This is a genomic window from Maribacter sp. R77961, assembly GCF_044594925.1.
In the GTDB taxonomy this organism is placed as follows: domain Bacteria; phylum Bacteroidota; class Bacteroidia; order Flavobacteriales; family Flavobacteriaceae; genus Maribacter.
Map to the genome: position 1 here is coordinate 3,923,300 of NZ_CP138991.1, position 20,046 is coordinate 3,943,345.

Annotated in this window: 18 protein-coding genes and 1 tRNA gene; 7 read left to right on the plus strand and 12 right to left on the minus strand. The window is 36.9% G+C overall.

Going from position 1 to position 20,046, the window contains the following annotated elements; genetic code table 11:
* Position 1 precedes the first annotated feature (1 nt).
* The 4 genes from SJY09_RS16860 to SJY09_RS16875 form a co-directional block, all read right to left on the minus strand.
* Positions 2 to 1,483, minus strand: a complete 1,482-nt coding sequence (locus SJY09_RS16860; protein ID WP_396636871.1) for an APC family permease — start codon at positions 1,481 to 1,483, stop codon at positions 2 to 4.
* Positions 1,484 to 1,502: 19 nt separating this feature from the next.
* The gene (locus tag SJY09_RS16865) at positions 1,503 to 2,036 is read right to left on the minus strand and encodes a hypothetical protein (RefSeq protein WP_396636872.1); all 534 of its coding nucleotides are present in this window, start codon (positions 2,034 to 2,036) and stop codon (positions 1,503 to 1,505) included.
* Positions 2,037 to 2,123: 87 nt separating this feature from the next.
* Entirely contained in the window at positions 2,124 to 3,155 is a 1,032-nt protein-coding gene (locus SJY09_RS16870) for a hypothetical protein (protein WP_396636873.1), read from the minus strand.
* Between the two features lie 104 nt (positions 3,156 to 3,259).
* A tRNA-Met gene (locus SJY09_RS16875) sits at positions 3,260 to 3,332 on the minus strand.
* 124 nt (positions 3,333 to 3,456) lie between these two features.
* On the opposite strand from SJY09_RS16875, the gene SJY09_RS16880 reads away from it, so the two are divergent.
* The 4 genes from SJY09_RS16880 (at position 3,457) to SJY09_RS16895 (ending at position 8,293) form a co-directional block, all read left to right on the plus strand.
* On the plus strand, positions 3,457 to 4,818 hold the full coding sequence (locus SJY09_RS16880; protein WP_396636874.1) for an alanine/glycine:cation symporter family protein: 1,362 nt from the start codon (positions 3,457 to 3,459) through the stop codon (positions 4,816 to 4,818).
* Between the two features lie 62 nt (positions 4,819 to 4,880).
* Positions 4,881 to 5,642, plus strand: a complete 762-nt coding sequence (locus SJY09_RS16885) for a hypothetical protein (RefSeq protein WP_396636875.1) — start codon at positions 4,881 to 4,883, stop codon at positions 5,640 to 5,642.
* A 275-nt stretch (positions 5,643 to 5,917) separates the two neighbouring features.
* Positions 5,918 to 7,096 (plus strand): hypothetical protein, encoded by a 1,179-nt coding sequence (locus SJY09_RS16890; protein ID WP_396636876.1) that lies wholly within the window; start codon positions 5,918 to 5,920, stop codon positions 7,094 to 7,096.
* A gap of 129 nt (positions 7,097 to 7,225) precedes the next feature.
* The gene (locus tag SJY09_RS16895; RefSeq protein ID WP_396636877.1) at positions 7,226 to 8,293 is read left to right on the plus strand and encodes a hypothetical protein; all 1,068 of its coding nucleotides are present in this window, start codon (positions 7,226 to 7,228) and stop codon (positions 8,291 to 8,293) included.
* Between the two features lie 268 nt (positions 8,294 to 8,561).
* Here the strand turns inward: SJY09_RS16895 and SJY09_RS16900 are convergent, their stop codons facing one another.
* The 7 genes from SJY09_RS16900 to SJY09_RS16930 all read right to left on the minus strand — a co-directional run bounded on the left by SJY09_RS16900 (position 8,562) and on the right by SJY09_RS16930 (position 15,867).
* Entirely contained in the window at positions 8,562 to 9,836 is a 1,275-nt protein-coding gene (locus SJY09_RS16900) for a serine hydrolase domain-containing protein (RefSeq protein ID WP_396636878.1), read from the minus strand.
* A 26-nt stretch (positions 9,837 to 9,862) separates the two neighbouring features.
* A complete protein-coding gene (locus SJY09_RS16905) occupies positions 9,863 to 10,375 on the minus strand; it encodes a hypothetical protein (protein ID WP_396636879.1) in 513 nt (170 codons plus the stop codon).
* Positions 10,376 to 10,652: 277 nt separating this feature from the next.
* Positions 10,653 to 13,871: a CHAT domain-containing protein gene (locus SJY09_RS16910; RefSeq protein ID WP_396636880.1), complete on the minus strand. Its 3,219-nt coding sequence runs from the start codon at positions 13,869 to 13,871 to the stop codon at positions 10,653 to 10,655.
* 9 nt (positions 13,872 to 13,880) lie between these two features.
* Positions 13,881 to 14,621, minus strand: coding sequence for a tol-pal system YbgF family protein (locus SJY09_RS16915; RefSeq protein WP_396636881.1), 741 nt, complete (start codon positions 14,619 to 14,621; stop codon positions 13,881 to 13,883).
* A gap of 9 nt (positions 14,622 to 14,630) precedes the next feature.
* Positions 14,631 to 15,215, minus strand: coding sequence for an RNA polymerase sigma factor (locus tag SJY09_RS16920; RefSeq protein WP_396636882.1), 585 nt, complete (start codon positions 15,213 to 15,215; stop codon positions 14,631 to 14,633).
* A gap of 191 nt (positions 15,216 to 15,406) precedes the next feature.
* Positions 15,407 to 15,625, minus strand: a complete 219-nt coding sequence (locus tag SJY09_RS16925; RefSeq protein WP_396636883.1) for a hypothetical protein — start codon at positions 15,623 to 15,625, stop codon at positions 15,407 to 15,409.
* 23 nt (positions 15,626 to 15,648) lie between these two features.
* Complete coding sequence (locus tag SJY09_RS16930) at positions 15,649 to 15,867, minus strand: hypothetical protein (RefSeq protein ID WP_396636884.1); 219 nt, start codon at positions 15,865 to 15,867, stop codon at positions 15,649 to 15,651.
* A gap of 87 nt (positions 15,868 to 15,954) precedes the next feature.
* Between SJY09_RS16930 and era the strand changes: the two genes are divergently transcribed.
* From era to der, 3 genes are all read left to right on the plus strand, one after another.
* Positions 15,955 to 16,842: a GTPase Era gene (era, locus tag SJY09_RS16935; protein ID WP_396636885.1), complete on the plus strand. Its 888-nt coding sequence runs from the start codon at positions 15,955 to 15,957 to the stop codon at positions 16,840 to 16,842.
* 176 nt (positions 16,843 to 17,018) lie between these two features.
* Complete coding sequence (locus SJY09_RS16940; RefSeq protein ID WP_396636886.1) at positions 17,019 to 17,744, plus strand: acetyltransferase; 726 nt, start codon at positions 17,019 to 17,021, stop codon at positions 17,742 to 17,744.
* A gap of 87 nt (positions 17,745 to 17,831) precedes the next feature.
* Positions 17,832 to 19,136: a ribosome biogenesis GTPase Der gene (gene der / locus SJY09_RS16945; RefSeq protein ID WP_396636887.1), complete on the plus strand. Its 1,305-nt coding sequence runs from the start codon at positions 17,832 to 17,834 to the stop codon at positions 19,134 to 19,136.
* A 108-nt stretch (positions 19,137 to 19,244) separates the two neighbouring features.
* Here the strand turns inward: der and SJY09_RS16950 are convergent, their stop codons facing one another.
* A complete protein-coding gene (locus tag SJY09_RS16950; RefSeq protein ID WP_396636888.1) occupies positions 19,245 to 20,039 on the minus strand; it encodes a TPM domain-containing protein in 795 nt (264 codons plus the stop codon).
* Positions 20,040 to 20,046 lie beyond the last annotated feature (7 nt).

Genomic DNA, 20,046 nt, shown 5'->3' on the forward strand with positions numbered 1-20,046 from the left:
TTTATTCTTCTGGGAGCACTTTAAAGATGGTATGTGGGTCGGAGCCTCCGTTTTTGAGTTGTTTCCATTTAAATAGAAAAAGAATACTGGCTAGTCCCATAACAATTAGCCAAATAGGAGTAGAGTGAAAATACCACTCTGCTACGTTAGCGCTTAGGTCTTTGTAGGTATGCACCGCAAGAAAAAGGATGAGGGAAACCACGCCTGCCCACCCAATGATAAGCTGTAATCTTCTACTTTTAAACATACTAATTTTCTCCGCCAGTTTTTTATTTACCTGAGGCAGGGTAATTAGTGTAATGCACATTAATAAAAAGTTAACCATCATAGAGGTAACCATTATATCTATTCCCAAGAAAAAATCTCCAGCGAAATGTGATCCGAATACACCCATACTGGCCATGAGTCCGGCTAGGAGTAAAGCAACATTTGGTGTATGGTAGGTTTTATGGATAGAAGTAATAAAACTCGGAAAGATGCCATCTTTCGCCCAGGCGAACATTAAACGCGAAACGGAAAGTAGCATGGCCGGCAAGTCATTGATCAGTGCGATGGTAGCACCCAATAAAATGGCAATACCAAGACCGGAAGGTAACACATAACTGAGTAGGCCAGGGGCAGAAATATCTTTTTTCATAGCCTCTTCCGCAACGAAACTCCAAGGCACGGTATGGTATACTGCGGATGCAAATAGAAAATAGAAAAGGCCCACCGAGGTTATGGATAATATGATGGCCCTAGGTAATGTTTTTGTTGGATTTTTGGCCTCGCCACCAGCCTGGGCTATGGAATCGAAACCTATAAAACTTGAAAACAGAAGTGCCGCTGCAGAGAGGAAAATACGCCAATCAAAAACAGCATTTTCTGTAGGCACGAAAGTTCTATTTTCCCTTAGCTCTAGTGCAGATACAAAATCGGAAGGCGTAAAATAATATCCGGTCACAACAACAATGCTTCCTAAAAAGAACATCAGAAACATCATGGGTAGCAAGGTAATGGCATAGGACTTGGCACCTCTAATATTAACGCCTACAAAACTCCATATCAGCAAAAGCGCCAACGAGATTCTTACCCAGCCCCTTTCGAGTGTTTGGGAAAGACCTACCCATCCTAGCTCAATGAAAATATCACGAATAAAGGGAATGGTAACATAAGCAATAACCCCTATAACAATAGAGAGTCCAAACCACTGGGAGAAACTTGCTACGAAACCTAAATAGGGGTGAAGCCCTCTACTGGCATATATATAACTACCACCCGCCCGTGGCATGGCAGAAGCGAGAATACCATAGGCCAAGGCAGCAAAAATTGCAGGTATAGCAGCGAAAGCAAAGGCATATAATACGTAAGGACCAATACCGGGAACGTTCTTTTGAATCATAAAAGGTACCACGTTAATAGAAGCTCCTAACATAGAGCAGACGCCAGTAGCGGTCAAAGCCAAAAGGCCTAATTGTCTAGAAAGTTTTGGTGTTTTACTCAAATTGAACTGGACTTATGTTTTAGTTGTCTAGGATAGTATTTAGATGGTCCTTATTGCCTGTTAGTTGCCATTGCCCTAAAGTAATGGGAATATTACCAATACTGTTGAGGTTGTCAAAGAATGATTTGAGCTGAAAGGGTTTGCTGTTCTTCTCGCAAAGACGTGCATATTCTGCCAAGGCCTGCTCTACCAGATACTTACCGGTAATATAACTGGTGCCATACCCTGGTTGCCGCAAATATAAGTGTTGCTCAAAAATAAGAAGTTCTTTTTCCGTTTTCATCCAACCCCTTGGTGTATAGTCAGAATGTATTTTGCCTGCTTCTTCCATGGTCATTTCATTAGCATGTGCATAGAGCGAACCTAGACCTCTTGCTGCTCGTTGTGCAATCATTATATATACGATTTCACGTACTCTGGGGTTATCGTCATAAAGGCCAGCTTGAAGAAACAACTCTTCTACTGCAGTAGCCAATCCTTCATTCCTAGAATCGAAAATATTATAGCGTAAGGGGTTTTTTCGAATAATGCTCGGATTTGGTTCTGTATCCATACGGGCCAGCTCAAACCAATGGTAGAAATGAGAGAATAGTGGTCTTGGGTCGTAATGTGCGGTTATCCAAAAGAAATTACGCTTTTCCTATGGTACAAAAGTTCCGTAATGCGCAGCAAGCGCGGGTTTAAAATAATCTTTTACCGTAACGATATCCTCTTGCTCCAAAAATGCTAACAGATTTTTAGCAGATGCAGCAGCTAATTCTTGATAGGCTTCCGGAGAATCTGCGGCTACCAGCTGCGGTAGTGCCCTATTTCTATGCTCTTCTAATTTTAAGGCGGTCCATGCTCTGGAAAGTTCTCTTTTTAACAGCAGTACTTCATCCTCCCAAGTTAGTGTAACCAAATGCACATTTTGCTGGTACCAGGTATAATTTTCTTTTCCGATTCCGCTGGGTCCCGTTTTGGTAGGCGCTTGTTTTTCTAGCCATTTTACGAAATCCTTAGTTGCTACTATGGCTTTCGCTATTGTTTTAATCAATTTTTTGTCTTCAGCCAAACCGGGCATCCTTTTTAAGGACTCTAGATCATTGACTTGTGTACGAATATCTCTTATTCCTGTTATCCAAAGGTCTTTGGCATTCCCGGTTAAATTTAGTTTTGCCTGCTCGTTCAGTACCGGGATAACCTGTAATTCTTTAACCATTTTTTCCTTGGATTCTTTATCCAACGGAAATGTATATTGCCAAATCTCTAAAAGCGCATGGTGGGTGGGACCTTCGTGCGCAGGAACATCACTTCTGTTCATCCAAACCGTCTTATAGAAGGCAGGGTCTCTCTGCCAAGGTTTAAGTATTCGATAATTAAAATCGTAACCGTTCATTTCAGCAAACAGAATGTGCCAGTCGACCTGCTTAGAAACAGGCCAATTTGTAATAGTAAAGTCATTTAAACCTGCTTGCAAGGCTTTAAAAGTAGCCTGTCTACTATCAAAGGTAGCGGCCCTGTAGTCCGGAGCTCCCTGATATGAGGGCGGTTCTTCAAAAGAGCGCCATTCTTTATAAAGCATTTCTAAGCTTTCATAGGACATAGTTGTTTCTGACTGTGACTGACTCGTTCCCCATTGAAATGAACAGAGCATGCATAGAAGTATGGTAAAAGGCCTTTTGAGACTCATTTTTATATTTTTTCAAAAGATAGTTGTTTCAAGCGTTTTTTAAAAGTAGAGCGGTGTAATAAAGAGAATAAAAAAAGCCTCATATTTCTATGAAGCTTTTGTAGTAGCGGGAACTGGACTCGAACCAGTGACCTTCGGGTTATGAGCCCGACGAGCTACCTACTGCTCTATCCCGCGATGTGGACGACAAAGATACAACGCTTTTAATCTTATTTCCAAATTTAAAGAAGATTTGATTTAAAATAAATGGAAACCATAGGTAGCTGAGAAAATTTTAAATGAAATAACTACCTTCGAAATTATGGAGCAACTCAACGATTTTTTGGTGAAAGCTATCTCCGGAACGGAATGGCCTATGTTTATCTTACTCATTGGAGGAGGTATTTTCTTAGTATTCCGTTCAAAATTGTTACCCTATCGTTTTTTTAGTCATGCTATAGCTATAGCTAGGGGCAAGTACGATGATAAAAATGCCGAGGGAGATGTAAGTTCGCTTCAAGCACTCTCTGCTGCTGTAGCGGCAACCGTAGGTCTAGGAAATATTTCGGGTGTAGCCATAGCCATTCATGATGGTGGCCCTGGAGTAGTGTTCTGGATTTGGATGACCGCCCTTATCGGTATGTGTATCAAATTCTATTCTTGTAGTCTGTCCATTATGTTCAGAGGAAAAGATTCCGAAGGAAATTTGCAGGGAGGACCTATGTTCTATATTACCCAAGGACTTGGTAAAAAATATAAACCTTTGGCGATCTTTTTTTGTATTGCTGGTCTTTTTGGGTTTTTGGGTGTATTTACCGCCAATCAGTTTACCGAGACATTTATGAGTGTTATAAAACCTTCAGAGACACTTTTTGAAATGAGCGATTTCAACTGGAAATTATCCATCGGCGTTGTACTGGCTATAGTCACCTCATTTGTCATTTTCGGGGGGCTTTCTAAAATAGCTAAGGTAGCAACCACCATAGTTCCTTTCATGGTATTCGTTTATTTGTTGGCAGTGGTTTTGGTGATGGTTATGAACGCATCGCAAGTAATACCTTCCTTAAAGTTAATTCTAACAGAAGCATGGAACTTTAACACCTTGGTTACGGGTGGTTTTTGGGGATTGGTTATCATAGGAGTGCGCAGAGCAATGTTTTCTAACGAAGCTGGTTTAGGTAGCGCACCTATGTATCATGGGCAATCTAAAAACGATGAGCCTATTAGAGAGGGCTTAGTCGCCATGTTGGGTCCTTTTATCGATACTATCCTAGTATGCACATTTACCGCGGTAGTAATTATCTTAAGTGGCGCCTATTTAGAAGATGGAAGCGGAATTGTGATGACCTTAAATGCATTCAATACGTCTTTAGGAAGCTGGGGAGGGGTGTTGTTAATGGTTATAGTGGCTGCCTTTGCTATGTCCACATTATTTACCTATTCTTATTACGGGGTTAAGTGCCTTTCTTTTTTATTGAATGCAAAGATAGGACGCTATTACAATTGGTATTTCGTAATTATGATTGTGTTCGCCGCAGTAGCATCTTTGGAACTGGTTAAAAATCTAATTGATTTATCATATGCCTTAATGGTCATTCCCAATATGATTGCTGTTTTATTATTGGCTCCGAGAGTGAATGCGGCAGCCAAGGAGTATTTTGCAAAACTTAGAAGCCGAAAGTGAGAATTTAAGATTTTTATGATGACATTTTCTTTTTTCCGCGATGTATAGAAAAAAGACAGATCATGAAAAATAAGTTTTTATATGTAGGTGTAGCATTATTCTTTTTACTCTACTCCTGTAGTAAACAAGATGATGGTATTCCAAATCAACAAGCGCAACAATTTACCTCTCAGCTCTGTGAAAATATTAACGGATATGAAGCAATCTACTGGGATTTTGCGCATTCATTACCTGCGCCTCTTTCAGAGGTTCCAGTTTTAAAAAATCCAGGAATGCAATTTATTCATAGTCAACAACCATTGATTGGTTTCATCATTCCTCAGGGTTTTTCAGCCTTTGAAATTACAGAACCTCAAACGGCTACTCTTGGTGTTAATGTAGTGCGTAACGACCAGAATGTGGTATTTAGATATATTCCTAACACACAACATCTTGGACAAATTGCTGCTACAAGTTTGATTGCCAATGAAATTAATGGAATGTTCGCTCACTACAATTTTAATGGCACGCCAGAGGTTGTATGTACTACAACTTCCAATTCTAATTTTGGAGGTTCTCCAACTCAATTTACCTCTAGATTACTACGTTTTGGAGGGATTACAGCTCAAGTTTGGGTACGTTCAACTTTTATTTCTGGGACCACATTTTCTGCTGTTTCTATAACTTCAGCACCTACTGCAGAATACGATTTACAGGTAATTGAAACTTTTCTGCCAATAAACTTTCAATTGTTCGTGGGTGGTGATGGTGATTTTGTGGATAATGATGGTGATGGAGTTCCGGCTAATCAAGATCCCGATGATAACGATAGAAATGTTCCATAATAAAATATTGGTTTGAGTTAGATTTGGAAAAAGGGTCTTTGAGTTTCTAAGGCTCTTTTCCTTTGTTCAATAATTAAGAGTTATTTGAATTGCTTGTCAGAGCTATTCAGGTAAGACAGCATAAAATTTATATAAAACCACACCATGTACCAACAAGTGGTTTAATTCGCCGCTAAGCAGGCCTAATAGTACTTTTTTTAATTTTTATTGATGACATTTTTAAATAATAGCTATGTAGTAGTATAAATCAAGTAAAAATAATTAAACGTACTACTATGAAAACTACACATTTCTTCTTCCTCTTACTAGCAATAGCAATTTACTCATGCGGTGAAAATAACGACGAAAACTCGAATGAATATGGTTATAATCAACAATTCGCTAACGAGAATGGTCAAAACACCCAAAAGATGAATAATCAAGCAGCTCAAAACGTATTTCGCCAACACGGTAACGGGCAATCTTATGCAAATCGTCAGTCATCAAATGGCAAAAAAGTCTTTGAATTAAAAGACCCACAAGGTAAAACAATAGGCACATACCCAATTCCTAAGAATTGGAAAAAAGGAAGCGGTGATGCTTGGCTTGAAAGTAATGATGGTGTAAAAGTCATGAATGATGTAACGAATGAGTTTAATTATTCGCATATGCCTGATTATAATCAAATGATGCGTGAGAATAAGCAACAAGTTAAACCAGTTAAAAGTTTAGAACGTTTTATCAAAGAAGATTTGGTGCAAATGACTCAGAGTCAGGGTATCAAATTGGTAAATATTCAAAGAACGCCGGCGATAACAAAATTGAATGCTGAGCGAAGCAAGATGTGGTTTAAAGCAATGCCTGAACAAATGAACTTTGATAGCGCTATTGTAGATTTTGTAGATGCTGAAGGTAATCCATCTTTTTTGCTGGTTACGTATTATGTTGGTAGTAGTCAATATCAAAAACGTTGGGGATATACCATATCTGGTGTTGAAGCACCTAGAGCAATTTACCAGCAAGCGAAACAAGATTTCATGTATGCTGTATTAAATTCAAAATTAAATCAGCAGTACGTGCAACAAATAAACATGCAAAACCAACAAGCATCACAACAGAGCACTGCGGCACACAATAGTAGAATGGAACAGATTCGCAATTTCGGAGCAAATAATACAAAATTGTTTAATGCAAGAAGTGCAGCTTTTGATTCTAGGCATAATTCCTGGAGGGCTGATCAAATGGCATCTGACAGAATGCACCAAAAGACCATAAATAGTATCAATGAAGTAGATACATGGTCTGATGGTTCAGGCGGTACTTTTGAAGTAGACGGGTATTATAATAAAGTATACACGAATGGTATCGGAGAATACATGGGAACAGATGACGTGAATTATGACCCAAATCTTGATCCTAGTGTAAACGGTGATTGGCAAGAAGCTGAACCAATTGATAATGGCTGGAACTATTAATCAGTTCACATGATCACAACTAAAACATATACTTGATTCAATACAGAGATGCTCAACTAAAATGGGCATCTCTGCTTTATTAAAAGATGTTCCATTACAAGCTTTAGTTTATTCTTAAACAAAGTACGAATGTTAAATGCCATTACCATGAAATCTGTTTTCGTTTTAATACTTGTAAGTCTGTTTTTTATTTCTTGCACGCATTTTGAAAATCATGACTCGATATTAACGCCCCAAAATAGTGAGTTTGTAGTAGGGGAGAAAGCTATTGACAATAAGTATCTCACTATGCCGATGCTAGCAAGTCAAGAACATTTTAATATGCCGTTTCCGTCGCAATGGCTTTTTAGTTTTACCGACGTTCCAAGGGTTGGATTTCAGAATTCAGAAGATGTAAAATTCTTTTATCCGGTAAATTATTTCTATAATGATGTGTATTCATGGGGAGACACCATTCAGCAGCCTCTGATTAGATATGACATTGCATCAGATAAACAAATGGAAGCACTTGTTCGTGCCAAAATCTTTTTAGATTCAGATTTGTTGGAACTAAAATTAGTCCGGTATTTTGATCCTATAGGTTTACGGTCGATTTCTAAAATAAAAGATTCTATAACGATTTGGAGGAGTAATAATGAGGAAATGGTATGTTTTAGAGCTTCCGAATATGTGGATGCTAACCAAAAAAAAACACTTTTTGTAATTGAACAGGTTCAAATGCAACCTTTTGATAATTCTGCTATGAGCTATGTCATTCATAGCATGGAAGCTCCTATCGCAAAATATGAAGCTTCCAAAAAAATATTTCTCCATAGTTTAGAAAACATGCAACCTTGCTTTAAATTTATTTTTGAAAAAAATAAAAAAGCCATTGGTAGGGTTACTAAAAATTTCACGGCGCAATACTTCACCATTAAGGAATCAAAAGAAAGAAGAAACCAGATGCTCGAAGAAGAAAAACGTACGGGCACTTATGAATACGATACATATAAGAAATATTATTGTAGATTACTTGAAAAACACCCACACCTTAATGAATCAGTATTCGAATCTTGTGTAATGTATCATTCATCAAATGAACTAGATAAATACGATGAAACCTATTGGGGGCAAAAGTTTTATGATATATACCGTCCTGAAAAATATATAAACTTAGATTCCCTTTCTTATGACGAAGATTGGGAAGTAGCTAGATAAGTTAATTCGTAATTTCTCAGCGTTGATATATTAATTTTATATCTAATCGGAAGTGTATTCTTTTAAAGTGCTGTACCCTTGATCGAATTGAATCTGGCATTGATTTTATTTCAATTTACATTGGTAATATTAGCAAGTAATTGCATAATTATGAGTATCGCATGTAATTTTTAATATTTGAAATACTTTAATACCCTGTAGTTTTCACCATTAAAAAAGCCTTGATTTTATAATCAAGGCTTTAGTTATTACGCAAAATGTATAAAGGTTAGAATAAATCTAAATCCGTTTGCCATGGAATAGAGGCATCTTTAACCAGATTATATACCAAAGTATTTAAATCGTTATCGAATTCAGAACTGTTACCTCTAGAGTTTAATGCAATAACGGCTGTGACTCCATTTTGCGGGTTTAAATAGAACCATGTTCTGGTTCCTGGTAAGCTGCCTGTAAAGAAGAGCAGGTTTTCTTGTTCCCAAACACCAAAACCTCTTCCTAATATGGAGAATTCACTAGGCTCTGCCATAAAACCCTGCGTAGGCGTACTTATCAAATCTTGCCTACCGTTTCGTCCATCTATCGCACAAATAAATCGTAATAGATCTGGAGTACTAATTACCACACCACCATCGCCATCTCGTCGAGGAGCCATAGTGTAAATCCAATGATTTTCTTGCGCCGAGGCATAATATTCAACTTCATTGGGTTCGCGATCTTCTTCTCTAAAAGTAGTTGTTTTGAAAGAGGTTGCTCCGGTTGGAGTTAGCATGGTACTAATATAAGCTTCAAATGTTTCTTGGGATACCCTTTCTATAATTCTCGCCAACAACCAATAGCCATAATTACTATAGGAATAAGTAGTGCCCGGGGCATTTTGTAAGTCCCAATTATTAAATATATATTCTATAAAAGAATTTGCATCAAGTTGTTGCTCAAAGTCCATAGGGTCACCACCTGTTGAAACACCCCAACCTCCAGAGCTATGAATTAATAAATGGTCAACTGTGATATTCATTTCATTTGTGGTTAACGTTGCTGACCCAAAATCACTACCTAGAACACCACCTGGACCAAAGACTTTGTCTGAAAGTGCTAATTTACCTTCCTCAACCAATTTCATAATGGCAGTGGCGGTAAAAGTTTTGGAGATACTGGCAATGCGAAATACATCATCTGCTTCGGTAGCTTTGTTAGTATTAGTATTTGATAGTCCAAAACCTTTGGTATAAACCATTTTTTCATTTACACTCACTGCTAACGCTGCACCTGGAACGCCATGTTTGGTCATAAAATTGGATACAGCGGTATCTACTTGATTGATGTCATTTTGCGTTGGTGGTTGAGGAGTTTCTTCTTCTTTTTCTTCTTCTTCTTCTTCCTTCTCCTTTAATGGATCTATTAATATTTGCTCTTCTTCAGGTATAGGAGCATCTTCTTTATCACATGCTGTTGTCATCGCAAATAATAGTAATAGCAATACTACATGCCTGATATGGAAGATATTTAGGGTTTTTGTAAAAGAATTTAATTTAAAATTTTTCATGATTCTATTTTTTATAGTGATTTGTACTAACACCCGTTACAAGCAAGTATAAGAGATGATATCGTCGAAGTCATTGTATTAAATCCTTCTCCCGCAGCAGAGAACGTAGCCTTCAGTTCTGTGTATTTTTGACCGCTAGCTTCAGTATATCCAGTAATAATTACAGTGCCAGCTGCCCCTTTAAGATTAAAACTATCACTTTCATATTCTATGGTGGCGTAAACTGATTCAGAGGTGGCACCTACAGGTATTCTGTTGTCCTCTGCAAAGGCTTTAAAAGAGTCGTCATTATCAACCAAGGTTATTTTTAAATTGCCACTACCACCTGCGGTTCCCGTTATGGTTAAGGTGCTCGTATTGCTTGATCCGTAAGGTTTTGATACGGTCGCCACTATATTTTCTACTACAAATCCCGCACCATTAGAAAAGGCAAGTGCAATGCTGCCTTGCTCTGGTAGATTTGATGTGCCATTTTCATCTTTAGAACATGAAAATGTGATGATGAATGTAAGTAAAATGAGTACTCGGAATGATTTCATAATTAAGATTGTTTTTAAGGTTATACTACTACATAGAGTATTTCAAAAAATGTCATCAACTTTTTTATTGATGACATTTCTTGTCTTTTTCGATGGATGAGTAAATTGAAGAAAAGAGTATTTCAAGAAAGCAATCTTTTGCCTTTTATAATACAGTGCTTTTTTAAGAATGAATTGAGTTAGTTGAGGTGTCGTTATTTCGGGGGAACTATAACGACATCGGAGAAAGGCCGGTAGTACCGGCCTTTTTGTATGTTCTATATTTAAACAGAAAAAATTAAGGAGTGCAAGCTTTATTTTTTAAAAATATGCCAAGAAGAATTAAAGCTAAAATCCCTAGAATCCAATAGAGCCAATTAGTCGCATCAGCTACATTTATGGGGTTTGTATCTCCCATTAATACTAAACCTGCCCAGTATTGTGGTGCTAGGGTTCGACCCTCGGTGTTCTTAATATAATCCAGTTTCGCAAGTTGTAAAGCTTCGTCTTTAGGTTTGCCCAACTTAATATAACCGTAAAACGACTCGATAATTTCTGCACTAGAACGTTCATCTACTTTCCAAAGACTGGTTAATATACTCTCACTACCGGCATAATTAAAGGCATGGGCTAGTGAAATCATTCCCTCTCCTGGTTGATAAGTGGGTTTGCCGGTTTCACATGCAGTTAGGATTGCTAGGTTGGCATTTAAGCTGGTATTATATATTTCATAGGTATACAAAGATCCGTCTTCTGAGGAAGCTTGACTAACATCTTTGGCAAAAATTAATCGCGATAATTCCGGACTAACATTATTTGATTCGGCGTGTGTGCCGATGTGAATAATCTTGTGCTCGCTAGCGTTTTGCTTAAAAATTTGTTCCGTTGAATTTTGGTTTATAAAATAATCGCCATTAAAATTTTCTCCAAAGCTTTTAGCCAGATTTACATTAAAAGGTTGTTGTAGTAATTTCAGATATGCCCTATCAATTTGAAGGGTATCTGAAATTGCGATTTTGTAATCCTCTTTCATACCATCATTAAACTCAGGTGCAAAACCTACAAAACTATTTTCATATATCTTGGAGTTGGTGTCTGGTGCTAATAAGTACAAACTGTAATTGTATGAAATGGTATGTTTTGCCAATAGGCTTTGAGTGCATAGTGCTTTGAACGTCTCTATTTTAGTAGGAGTAAGGGTCTCAAAACTTAAATTGTATAAAGCCCCATCAGGAAAAATGATTACATTTTTGGTGTTTATTACTGTCTCTAATGGTTTCCATAATTTGTTGTAAAGCGTATGTAAATTGTTTGCTGTAGCTACAACGTCTGATTGGTTTTCTCCTAAATCAGCAATTAGTTTTTTTACATCGGCGTAATCCAAAGGAATTAGTTTTTCATTTTCTTTAGATATTACATAGGCATATAACCTTTCGTCAGCAAAAAAGTATCGTACTGCAGTAGTACCTTTATCTATTTGCTCTTGAATATTTTCTAAGGATTTCCCTATAGTCGCATAACGCATTTTATGGTACTTAGGATATGTGGTTTGCAATGAATCTAAAAAAGTATTCCATTTTTTTTTGGCATCAAGAAGTTTATTTAATGTGTCTTCAGTCGCCTGTTCAGGATCTATATTGAGCGCTTTTCGAAGTTCATTTTCTCTGGCTAAAACAGGTTGAGGAATATTGGAAAAGGCAATGGCGTCATTAATATTTAATCGAACTCTGATTTTGTTGTATAAAGCGGACTCATGTAAGCTTATCGCTTTATTCAAATAGCGACTATCATTCGTCTTTACGAATAATTCAAGATTAAGTTTTTTGTCAAAATCAAAAATTTCTTTATTGTTTTCTAATAAAATGTTTACGCTTTCCGCAGAACTAATAACAGATTTCCGAGCCTCCAAAATTTGAATGCCTTCATCCAATTGGGCTACTAAATTATGCAGTAATGTGGTGTCTTTTTTTGTGGCTAAGTAATATTTCGCTTGTGTATTTAATAAAACAATTTCTGCTTTTTTCTCTTCAAAATACAACTTGTCATACCCTTTTGAAAAAGATTTATCATTGTAAATTTTTAGGCTTTTTTCGCACCATTTTAGTACTTCTTGGTATTCTTTTAATTCATAGTTTACCTTAGCCAACGAATTTATCAGAAGGTTTGTTTGATAGGTATCAGGGCCGTTTTCTTTTAAGATGTAGTTGTAAGCTTTATTAACTTTGCCAATAGCTTTTTCTTTAAAGCCTAACTCGGCATAGATAATACCCATATTCATCGATTGATATAATCTGTTCGAGTCATATTCTCCAGGGTTAAATTTCTCATAGTGCGAGTCACTTTCCTCGTAATATTCTAGTGCTTTTTCTAATGCGTTTGTTTCGTAAGCATGATTTCCAAAATCATTGTATAGGTACGCACGTAATTGTTCGTTGTCTTTGGTCATACCATCCAAACACCTTTCTGATTCTTTTAAAAAATGTAAAGCCTTTGTGAACTCCCTTTTAGCTATTTTTACTTCTGCCATTCCTAGGGTGACGTAAAAATACTCGTCCTGATTGCTGTCGAAATTTTTCTGAGCGAAGTCATAAGCCAATACTAAAATATTATCAGAACGGTCGTAATCGCCCAAATCAAAATGAAGACTAGATAAGTTAACATAACCGAGTACTAAATTGCGTTTTACCCGAGTTGCCTGCGGATGATTAGGTGCCTTTTTTAAAAATTTTTGATTTAGTCTTTGGGATTCTTCTTCATATTTTGAAGCTTTTACATGTTCTCCTTTATTTAGATTTATGAGGAATAAGTTACCATAAATAGCAGCGGGTAAATACAATTTGCTCTCTACATTATCCTCTAAATTAGGAATATATTGAAGCGCACTTTCAAAATAATATTGTGCACTATCTTGCTTTGTGGAAAAAAACATAACACCACCCATTAAATTAAGAACACGAGCAGTTATGGTATAAGGTTCGCCTTTTTTTGCTAGAATTCGATCGTTGGCACTTCTGATGTGGGTTTCTAAGGCTTCAATATTGCCTGTTCTCAAAGCATAATCGCCTAGGTAGTATTCAGAATTTATAAGCAATTCTTCATCTGAAACTTTTTGTGCTAATGCATGGGCTTCGCCTGCAAGGTCAAAAGCAGCAGCAGGTTCGCCTAACTCAAAATACAGTTTTGATAGTTCTATATTTAGTTTACTCTGGGTAGCGAGACTACTATTATTTTGATTGATTGCATCCGCTAGGGTTTTGGCCGATTCGATAGAATTTTTAGAACGTATTTCAATACGACCTAATGGTAGAACATAGCTCACCAAGCTATCGAAATTTTTGGCACTTTTTAATGCTAATATTTGTTTAGATATTTCGCTTTGAGCCCCATTAATACTGTCTGAAAGTATCAGCTCATTAATAATATCAACACCTTTTTCAGGTGGGCTTTGAGCAAAGGTGTTTGAAACAGTTAGTAAACAAATAAATAGGTAAAGTGTACTTTTTAAATAATGCCCCATAGCATTGGTTTAATTGGTTAATTCAGAAATTATTTCTTTGCTTTTGGGGGAATTATTGATTTTAAGATTTATTAGTGCGGCTTCGGAATTTTCTTCTTTTAAATAGGCTAATCCCAGATAAAAGTAGGCATCCTTTACAAATGCACTCTGCTTATTCGAAACAACTTTAGTAAGATATGCAATAGCAGAAGTCTCTTTATTTTCTGCTAATTGCGCGACACCTAAAAAGTAATTTAAAGTATCATTCTTGGGTTTATCTTTTAGCAATGCTTCCCATTTTTGAATGGCCAAATTGTATTTTTGATTCTTGTAATCAACCATGGCATCGTCAAAATCATAGTTGTTGGTGTTACTCATTACCGTTGCCAAACCCCTATCGGGTTCAAAATACTGATTGAAGAGTTTTTCGTTGCTGGGTTGTTGGTTAAAAAACCAAAAACCGCCAAATAAAATTAAAACAGACGCTGCAATCGAAAGTGTTTTGAAATTCAGTTTAAAAACTTTAGGGTCGTCTGAAGAGATTTGCTTTCCTTTATCAAAATCTTCGTGAAGAACATTCAATTTATCTTTTAGAACAGCTCTGCGAATACCTGAAAAAATGAAGCGTGTATCATCAACTTGTTGGCGTAGTTGTTCATCTTCTTCCATTCGCTTTTCAAAAGCTGCTAGTTCTTCTAGTTCCATAGAATTCTTTAGATACCTTTCTATGGTTTCCAATAGGTCTTGTGATATGTTGTTTTCTGTTTCCAAATTCGGGGTTTAATTTGATGTTAAGACCAATGCACGAAGCTTTTCGATACAACGGTATTTTTTGTTACGGGCCGACGCTTCGGTAATATTTAATTCGAATGCGATTTCCCTAAGCGATTTCTCCTCATAGTAAAAGACTGCAAGTATTTTTTTACAGCCTTCCCCAATTTCATTGAAGTTTGCCATGACTTTTGCTAAATTTTCTGTCATGCTGTCTTCATGGGAGTCAGTTTCAATTTCTGTTTCAATTTTATGCTCAACCGCTTCTAAACCATTTGTTTTTTTGAAGCGCGATGATTTTAAAAAATCCAACCATTTGTTTTTAGCTATGGTATAGAGATACCCGTTCAATGCGGTTTTGTTTTTTGGAACAAATTTATTGTTCTGCACATTTTCCCAAACTGCAATAAATGCTTCTTGATAGATGTCTTTTGCCTGTTCCATAGAGCCGCTATTTTCAATGATGTACTTTTCTGTCTTGTAATAGTTTTCTTGGTACAACAAATCAAGTGCATTTTCGTCATTGGACTTAATCGCCTTAACCAATTCCTCTTGTTGTAAATATTTTTCGGTAAGTGTATCTTTCTTCGGCATTGTTGGTAGTAGTCCAAGGAAAGATACACAATTAATGTTAATGTATTTGCCAGTATATTCTCACTCTAGAGTTACGGTTAATTGACCAACAGCGCGAATGGAAGATGCTTCACCAAGGCTGTTTGCATAATAGACATTACAGATATTTATACACCCGAACCCAAAACCGAGTTAAAAATCACCATCAATGATTATACTATTCCCATTACTATCCGTCCGGTCGACTCCATCATTTGGATATTGGGTCGAATCATTGTTCCATCTCCATCATCTTTAGGGTCATGCTCTTTCGAATCACTTTGTTCAAAATCTATCTTTTGCGCCATAGGCTCATCATCCTTGCCGCATCCTAGATTGAGTAAAAAGGCACACAGTATTAAAAGTGTAATTATTTTAATTTTCATCATCATTTAAAATTTTAATATTGTGATGTTTACTTTTGTATGGTTGTTTTGGTCCAACTTTGGCTGTTTACACTATTGTCCATATTGGGGTCATAGTTGTAATTGTTAGATGTGATGTATTCTCCATTTGAATTAATCCAATATTCAGTTTCGCCAGACGCTACTTGATATGAGCGACCTAAGTCTCTATATGAAAAAATCAGTATGCTTACAACAAGACATAATAAGAAGATGACTGAATTTTTCATGGTATCAATTTTGTTCGTTTCTGACTAGACATAGAAACAAAAAAGAAATGTCATCAAAAACTTATTCCTTAATACTACCTTTGTTGAATGGAAAGCAATCATAAAGCCGGATTCGTTAACATCATAGGAAACCCCAATGTTGGAAAATCTACCCTAATGAACGCATTTGTAGGGGAGAAGTTATCTATAATTACGTCAAAGGCTCAAACCACAAGACATCGCATCCTGGGTATTGTTAATGGTGATGATTTTCAAGTTATATTGTCTGATACTCCAGGTATTATTAAACCAGCATACGACCTACAATCTTCTATGATGAATTTTGTAAAATCTGCATTTGAAGATGCGGATATTTTAATTTATATGGTAGAAATTGGGGAAAAAGCACTAAAGGACGAAGCTTTTTTTGAAAAGATAAAGAACAGCAAAATTCCAGTTCTACTTTTGTTGAATAAGGTAGACACTACTACCCAAGAAATTTTAGAAGAACAAGTACAGTATTGGCAAGAGAAACTGCCTACTGTGGAATTACATCCTATTTCTGCACTATCTAATTTTAACGTAAAGAATGTTTTTCAACGCATTTTAGAGCTATTGCCAAATGCACCAGCATATTATCCTAAGGACCAATTAACCGATAAACCAGAACGTTTCTTTGTAAACGAAACTATTCGGGAGAAAATTCTTATGTACTACAAAAAGGAAATTCCCTATGCTGTTGAGGTAGAAACGGAAGAGTTCTTTGAAGACGAAAAAATTATCAGGATTCGCTCTGTAATTATGGTAGAGCGCGAAACCCAAAAAGGTATCATTATTGGTCATAAAGGATCGGCTTTAAAACGTGTTGGGGTCGAATCTAGAAAAGACCTTGAAAAGTTCTTTGATAAACAAGTACATATAGAATTGTATGTGAAAGTGAACAAGAACTGGCGAAATGATAGTAGACAGTTAAAGCGGTTTGGTTACAACGGTTAAGTCTCAAAACAGGTAGTTCTGACGAAATGATAAACTAGCTTCACTTGGTTTTTCTTTAAACAAATTCGAAAATAATAATACGAAATATTGAAATTTTCTACGCTGGTTAGATAGAATGTCTATATTTGTTTTATCGATGAAATGCATTTTTCATCGATAAAAAACAAAAATCATCGATGAAATACAAGAATAGAAAAAATATTGTAATTGTTGGAGCCTCAGGTCATGGAGCTGTAGTTCTTGATTGTATTGAGAAAGAAGGTAGGTATAATGTGGTTGGATTTATAGATACCTACAAGAAAAAAGGAACGAAGTTAAACGGTTATACTATATTAGGAAGTGAGTATGATTTGCTTTATTTGATGGAGAAATATCAGTTCTCCTCAGGAATTGTTGCAATTGGTGATAATTGGGTTAGAAAGATTATGGTGGATCGTTTGCTAAATATAATGCCAAATTTTGATTTCATTAAAGTGCTCCATCCTACTGCTTCGGTCGGTAAAAATGTAACCATTGGAAAAGGTACGGTTCTGATGCCTGGTGCTGTGGTAAATTCAAATTCTTCGATTGGCGACTTTTGCATTTTAAATACGAACGCTTCATTGGGACATGATGGTACAATAGATGATTTTTCTAGTTTTGCACCTAAAGTATGTACGGGTGGCAATCTTTCTTTGGGTAAATATTCCGCTATTTGTTTGGGAGCTAACGTGATTGATAATATAACTATCGGCCAGCATACCGTTATTGGTTCTGGCGCTCTAGTTCTTGGAAAGATTGGAAGTAATGTATTGGTTTACGGAGCTCCTGCAAAAGAAATACGTAAAAGGGAAATAGGTGAACCATACATGTCTGGGGGTAAAAAAGCTTCGTCGGTTATTTCCTTGGTTTCAGGAGACTAATATTTATTACCACAGTTTAAGATATCTTATCCAATCTTAACTTAAGGTAAATTCTTATGTACTACCTTTGCAGCCAAATTCAGAGGTATGGGAGCTATCGTAGCCATCGTAGGAAGGCCTAATGTGGGCAAATCAACTTTTTTTAATCGATTAATTCAACGTAGGGAAGCTATTGTAGACGCGGTTAGCGGAGTTACAAGAGATCGGCACTATGGAAAAAGTGATTGGAATGGGAAGGAGTTTTCTATTATAGATACGGGAGGTTACGTTGTTGGTAGCGATGACATTTTTGAACAGGAAATAGATAAACAGGTAGAACTTGCTATACAGGAAGCTGATGCCATTATTTTTATGGTCGATGTGGAAAGCGGCGTCACAGGAATGGATGAAGACGTTGCCAAATTATTGAGAAGGGTTAATAAACCTGTTTTTCTAGCTATAAATAAGGTGGATAATGCCATGCGACAAGAAGATGCGGTTGAATTCTATTCCTTAGGATTGGGAGATTATTATACACTTTCCAGTATTAACGGAAGTGGTACTGGGGAATTATTGGATGCATTGGTAGAAGCGCTTCCGGATATTCAAGAAGAAGAAAGCGAATTGCCGCGATTTGCGGTAGTAGGAAGACCAAATGCGGGGAAATCATCCTTTATTAATGCTTTAATAGGAGAAGATAGGTATATCGTTACCGATATTGCCGGCACTACAAGGGATAGTATCGACACCAAGTACAACCGGTTTGGTTTTGAATTTAATTTGGTTGATACGGCCGGTATTCGAAGAAAGGCCAAAGTAAAAGAAGATTTGGAGTTTTACTCGGTAATGCGCTCTGTAAGGGCTATAGAGCATTGTGATGTATGCTTGTTATTATTAGATGCAACTAGAGGTTTTGATGGCCAGGTGGCCAATATTTTTTGGTTGGCACAACGCAATCATAAAGGCATTGTAATTCTGGTGAACAAATGGGATTTGGTAGAAGACAAAGAGACCAATACCATTAAACAATATACGCAACGAATAAAGCAGGCCATAGAGCCTTTTACCGATGTGCCTATACTTTTCATTTCTGTTTTAACCAAACAACGTATTTTTAAGGCAATTGAAACCGCGGTGGAAGTTTACAAGAATCGCAGTAAAAAAATTATTACCCGTAAGTTTAATGAAGTCATGTTGCCGCTTATTGAGCATTATCCGCCTCCGGCTTATAAGGGCAAGCATGTGAAGATAAAATTCTGTACCCAATTACCCACGCCTTATCCGCAGTTTGCATTCTTTTGTAATCTTCCACAATATGTAAAAGAGCCTTATAAACGCTATCTGGAAAATAAGTTGCGGGAAGAGTTCGATTTTTCAGGAGTGCCTATAACCATCTTTATGAGGAAAAAGTAATTTGTTTATTATTTAGGAGGTTTTGTATTTCACTGAATAAGTGACAAATTATTTTGAATTTGGATTTGGATTTGAGCTTGTAATTGAACTTGAATTTGTGCTAAGGAATCACCAACCACCAGAAGCGCCACCACCACCAAAGCCACCACCGCCGAAGCCGCCACCAAAGCCACCGCCTCCGCCAAAGCTTCCGCCGCCACCAAAACCACCAGAGCCACCACTGCGACCCATATTGCTAAGTATAATAACGTCCCATAGATCCAGTCCTCTTTTTCTTCTTCCGCCATTACCACCACGTCCATTGCCTTTATTGCGTTTAGAGAGGATAATTAAAATAATGAAGAATATTAGAAATGGTAAAAAGGCTCGTAATGACAGGCCGTCATTGATTTCAAACGTACGGTCCTCTTTAAATTCTCCTGTGAGTACCTGGAAAATGGCATCCGTACCTTTATTCAAACCACTGTAGTAATTGCCAATTTTAAACTCTGGAATAATAATCGCTTCAATGATTCTGCGGGACATGGCGTCCGTAAGAGTAGCCTCAACACCATAACCGGTGTTAATCGCTATTTTACGGTCATCCCGCGCCAGTAGTACAAGTACACCGTTGTCTTTTCCAGACTGTCCAATGCCCCATTTTTGACCCCATTGTGCACCAAGGTAGGTGATATTCTCCCCTTCGGTACTGGCTATTATAGCAATGACTATTTGGGTAGAGGTGCTATCCGAATAACGAATGAGTTTTTGTTCTAAAGCTGTTTTTTGAGTTCCCGAGAGTAACGAAATATAGTCGTAAACACTGGTTTCTTCCTGGGGTTTTTCAGGTATTTGAAATTGCCCCCAACATGAATAAGTAAAGAGGAATATAAAAAAAACAGGGAAAATTTTCCTTGACTCCATAAGGATT

Coding starts and splice junctions, on each gene's coding strand:
- SJY09_RS16865 (WP_396636872.1), bottom strand. CDS start 2,036: ATGGATACAGAACCAAATCCGAGCATTATTCGAAAAAACCCCTTACGC.
- SJY09_RS16870 (WP_396636873.1), bottom strand. CDS start 3,155: ATGAGTCTCAAAAGGCCTTTTACCATACTTCTATGCATGCTCTGTTCA.
- SJY09_RS16880 (WP_396636874.1), top strand. CDS start 3,457: ATGGAGCAACTCAACGATTTTTTGGTGAAAGCTATCTCCGGAACGGAA.
- SJY09_RS16885 (WP_396636875.1), top strand. CDS start 4,881: ATGAAAAATAAGTTTTTATATGTAGGTGTAGCATTATTCTTTTTACTC.
- SJY09_RS16890 (WP_396636876.1), top strand. CDS start 5,918: ATGAAAACTACACATTTCTTCTTCCTCTTACTAGCAATAGCAATTTAC.
- SJY09_RS16895 (WP_396636877.1), top strand. CDS start 7,226: ATGTTAAATGCCATTACCATGAAATCTGTTTTCGTTTTAATACTTGTA.
- SJY09_RS16900 (WP_396636878.1), bottom strand. CDS start 9,836: ATGAAAAATTTTAAATTAAATTCTTTTACAAAAACCCTAAATATCTTC.
- SJY09_RS16905 (WP_396636879.1), bottom strand. CDS start 10,375: ATGAAATCATTCCGAGTACTCATTTTACTTACATTCATCATCACATTT.
- SJY09_RS16910 (WP_396636880.1), bottom strand. CDS start 13,871: ATGGGGCATTATTTAAAAAGTACACTTTACCTATTTATTTGTTTACTA.
- SJY09_RS16920 (WP_396636882.1), bottom strand. CDS start 15,215: ATGCCGAAGAAAGATACACTTACCGAAAAATATTTACAACAAGAGGAA.
- SJY09_RS16925 (WP_396636883.1), bottom strand. CDS start 15,625: ATGATGATGAAAATTAAAATAATTACACTTTTAATACTGTGTGCCTTT.
- SJY09_RS16930 (WP_396636884.1), bottom strand. CDS start 15,867: ATGAAAAATTCAGTCATCTTCTTATTATGTCTTGTTGTAAGCATACTG.
- era (WP_396636885.1), top strand. CDS start 15,955: ATGGAAAGCAATCATAAAGCCGGATTCGTTAACATCATAGGAAACCCC.
- SJY09_RS16940 (WP_396636886.1), top strand. CDS start 17,019: ATGAAATACAAGAATAGAAAAAATATTGTAATTGTTGGAGCCTCAGGT.
- der (WP_396636887.1), top strand. CDS start 17,832: ATGGGAGCTATCGTAGCCATCGTAGGAAGGCCTAATGTGGGCAAATCA.
- SJY09_RS16950 (WP_396636888.1), bottom strand. CDS start 20,039: ATGGAGTCAAGGAAAATTTTCCCTGTTTTTTTTATATTCCTCTTTACT.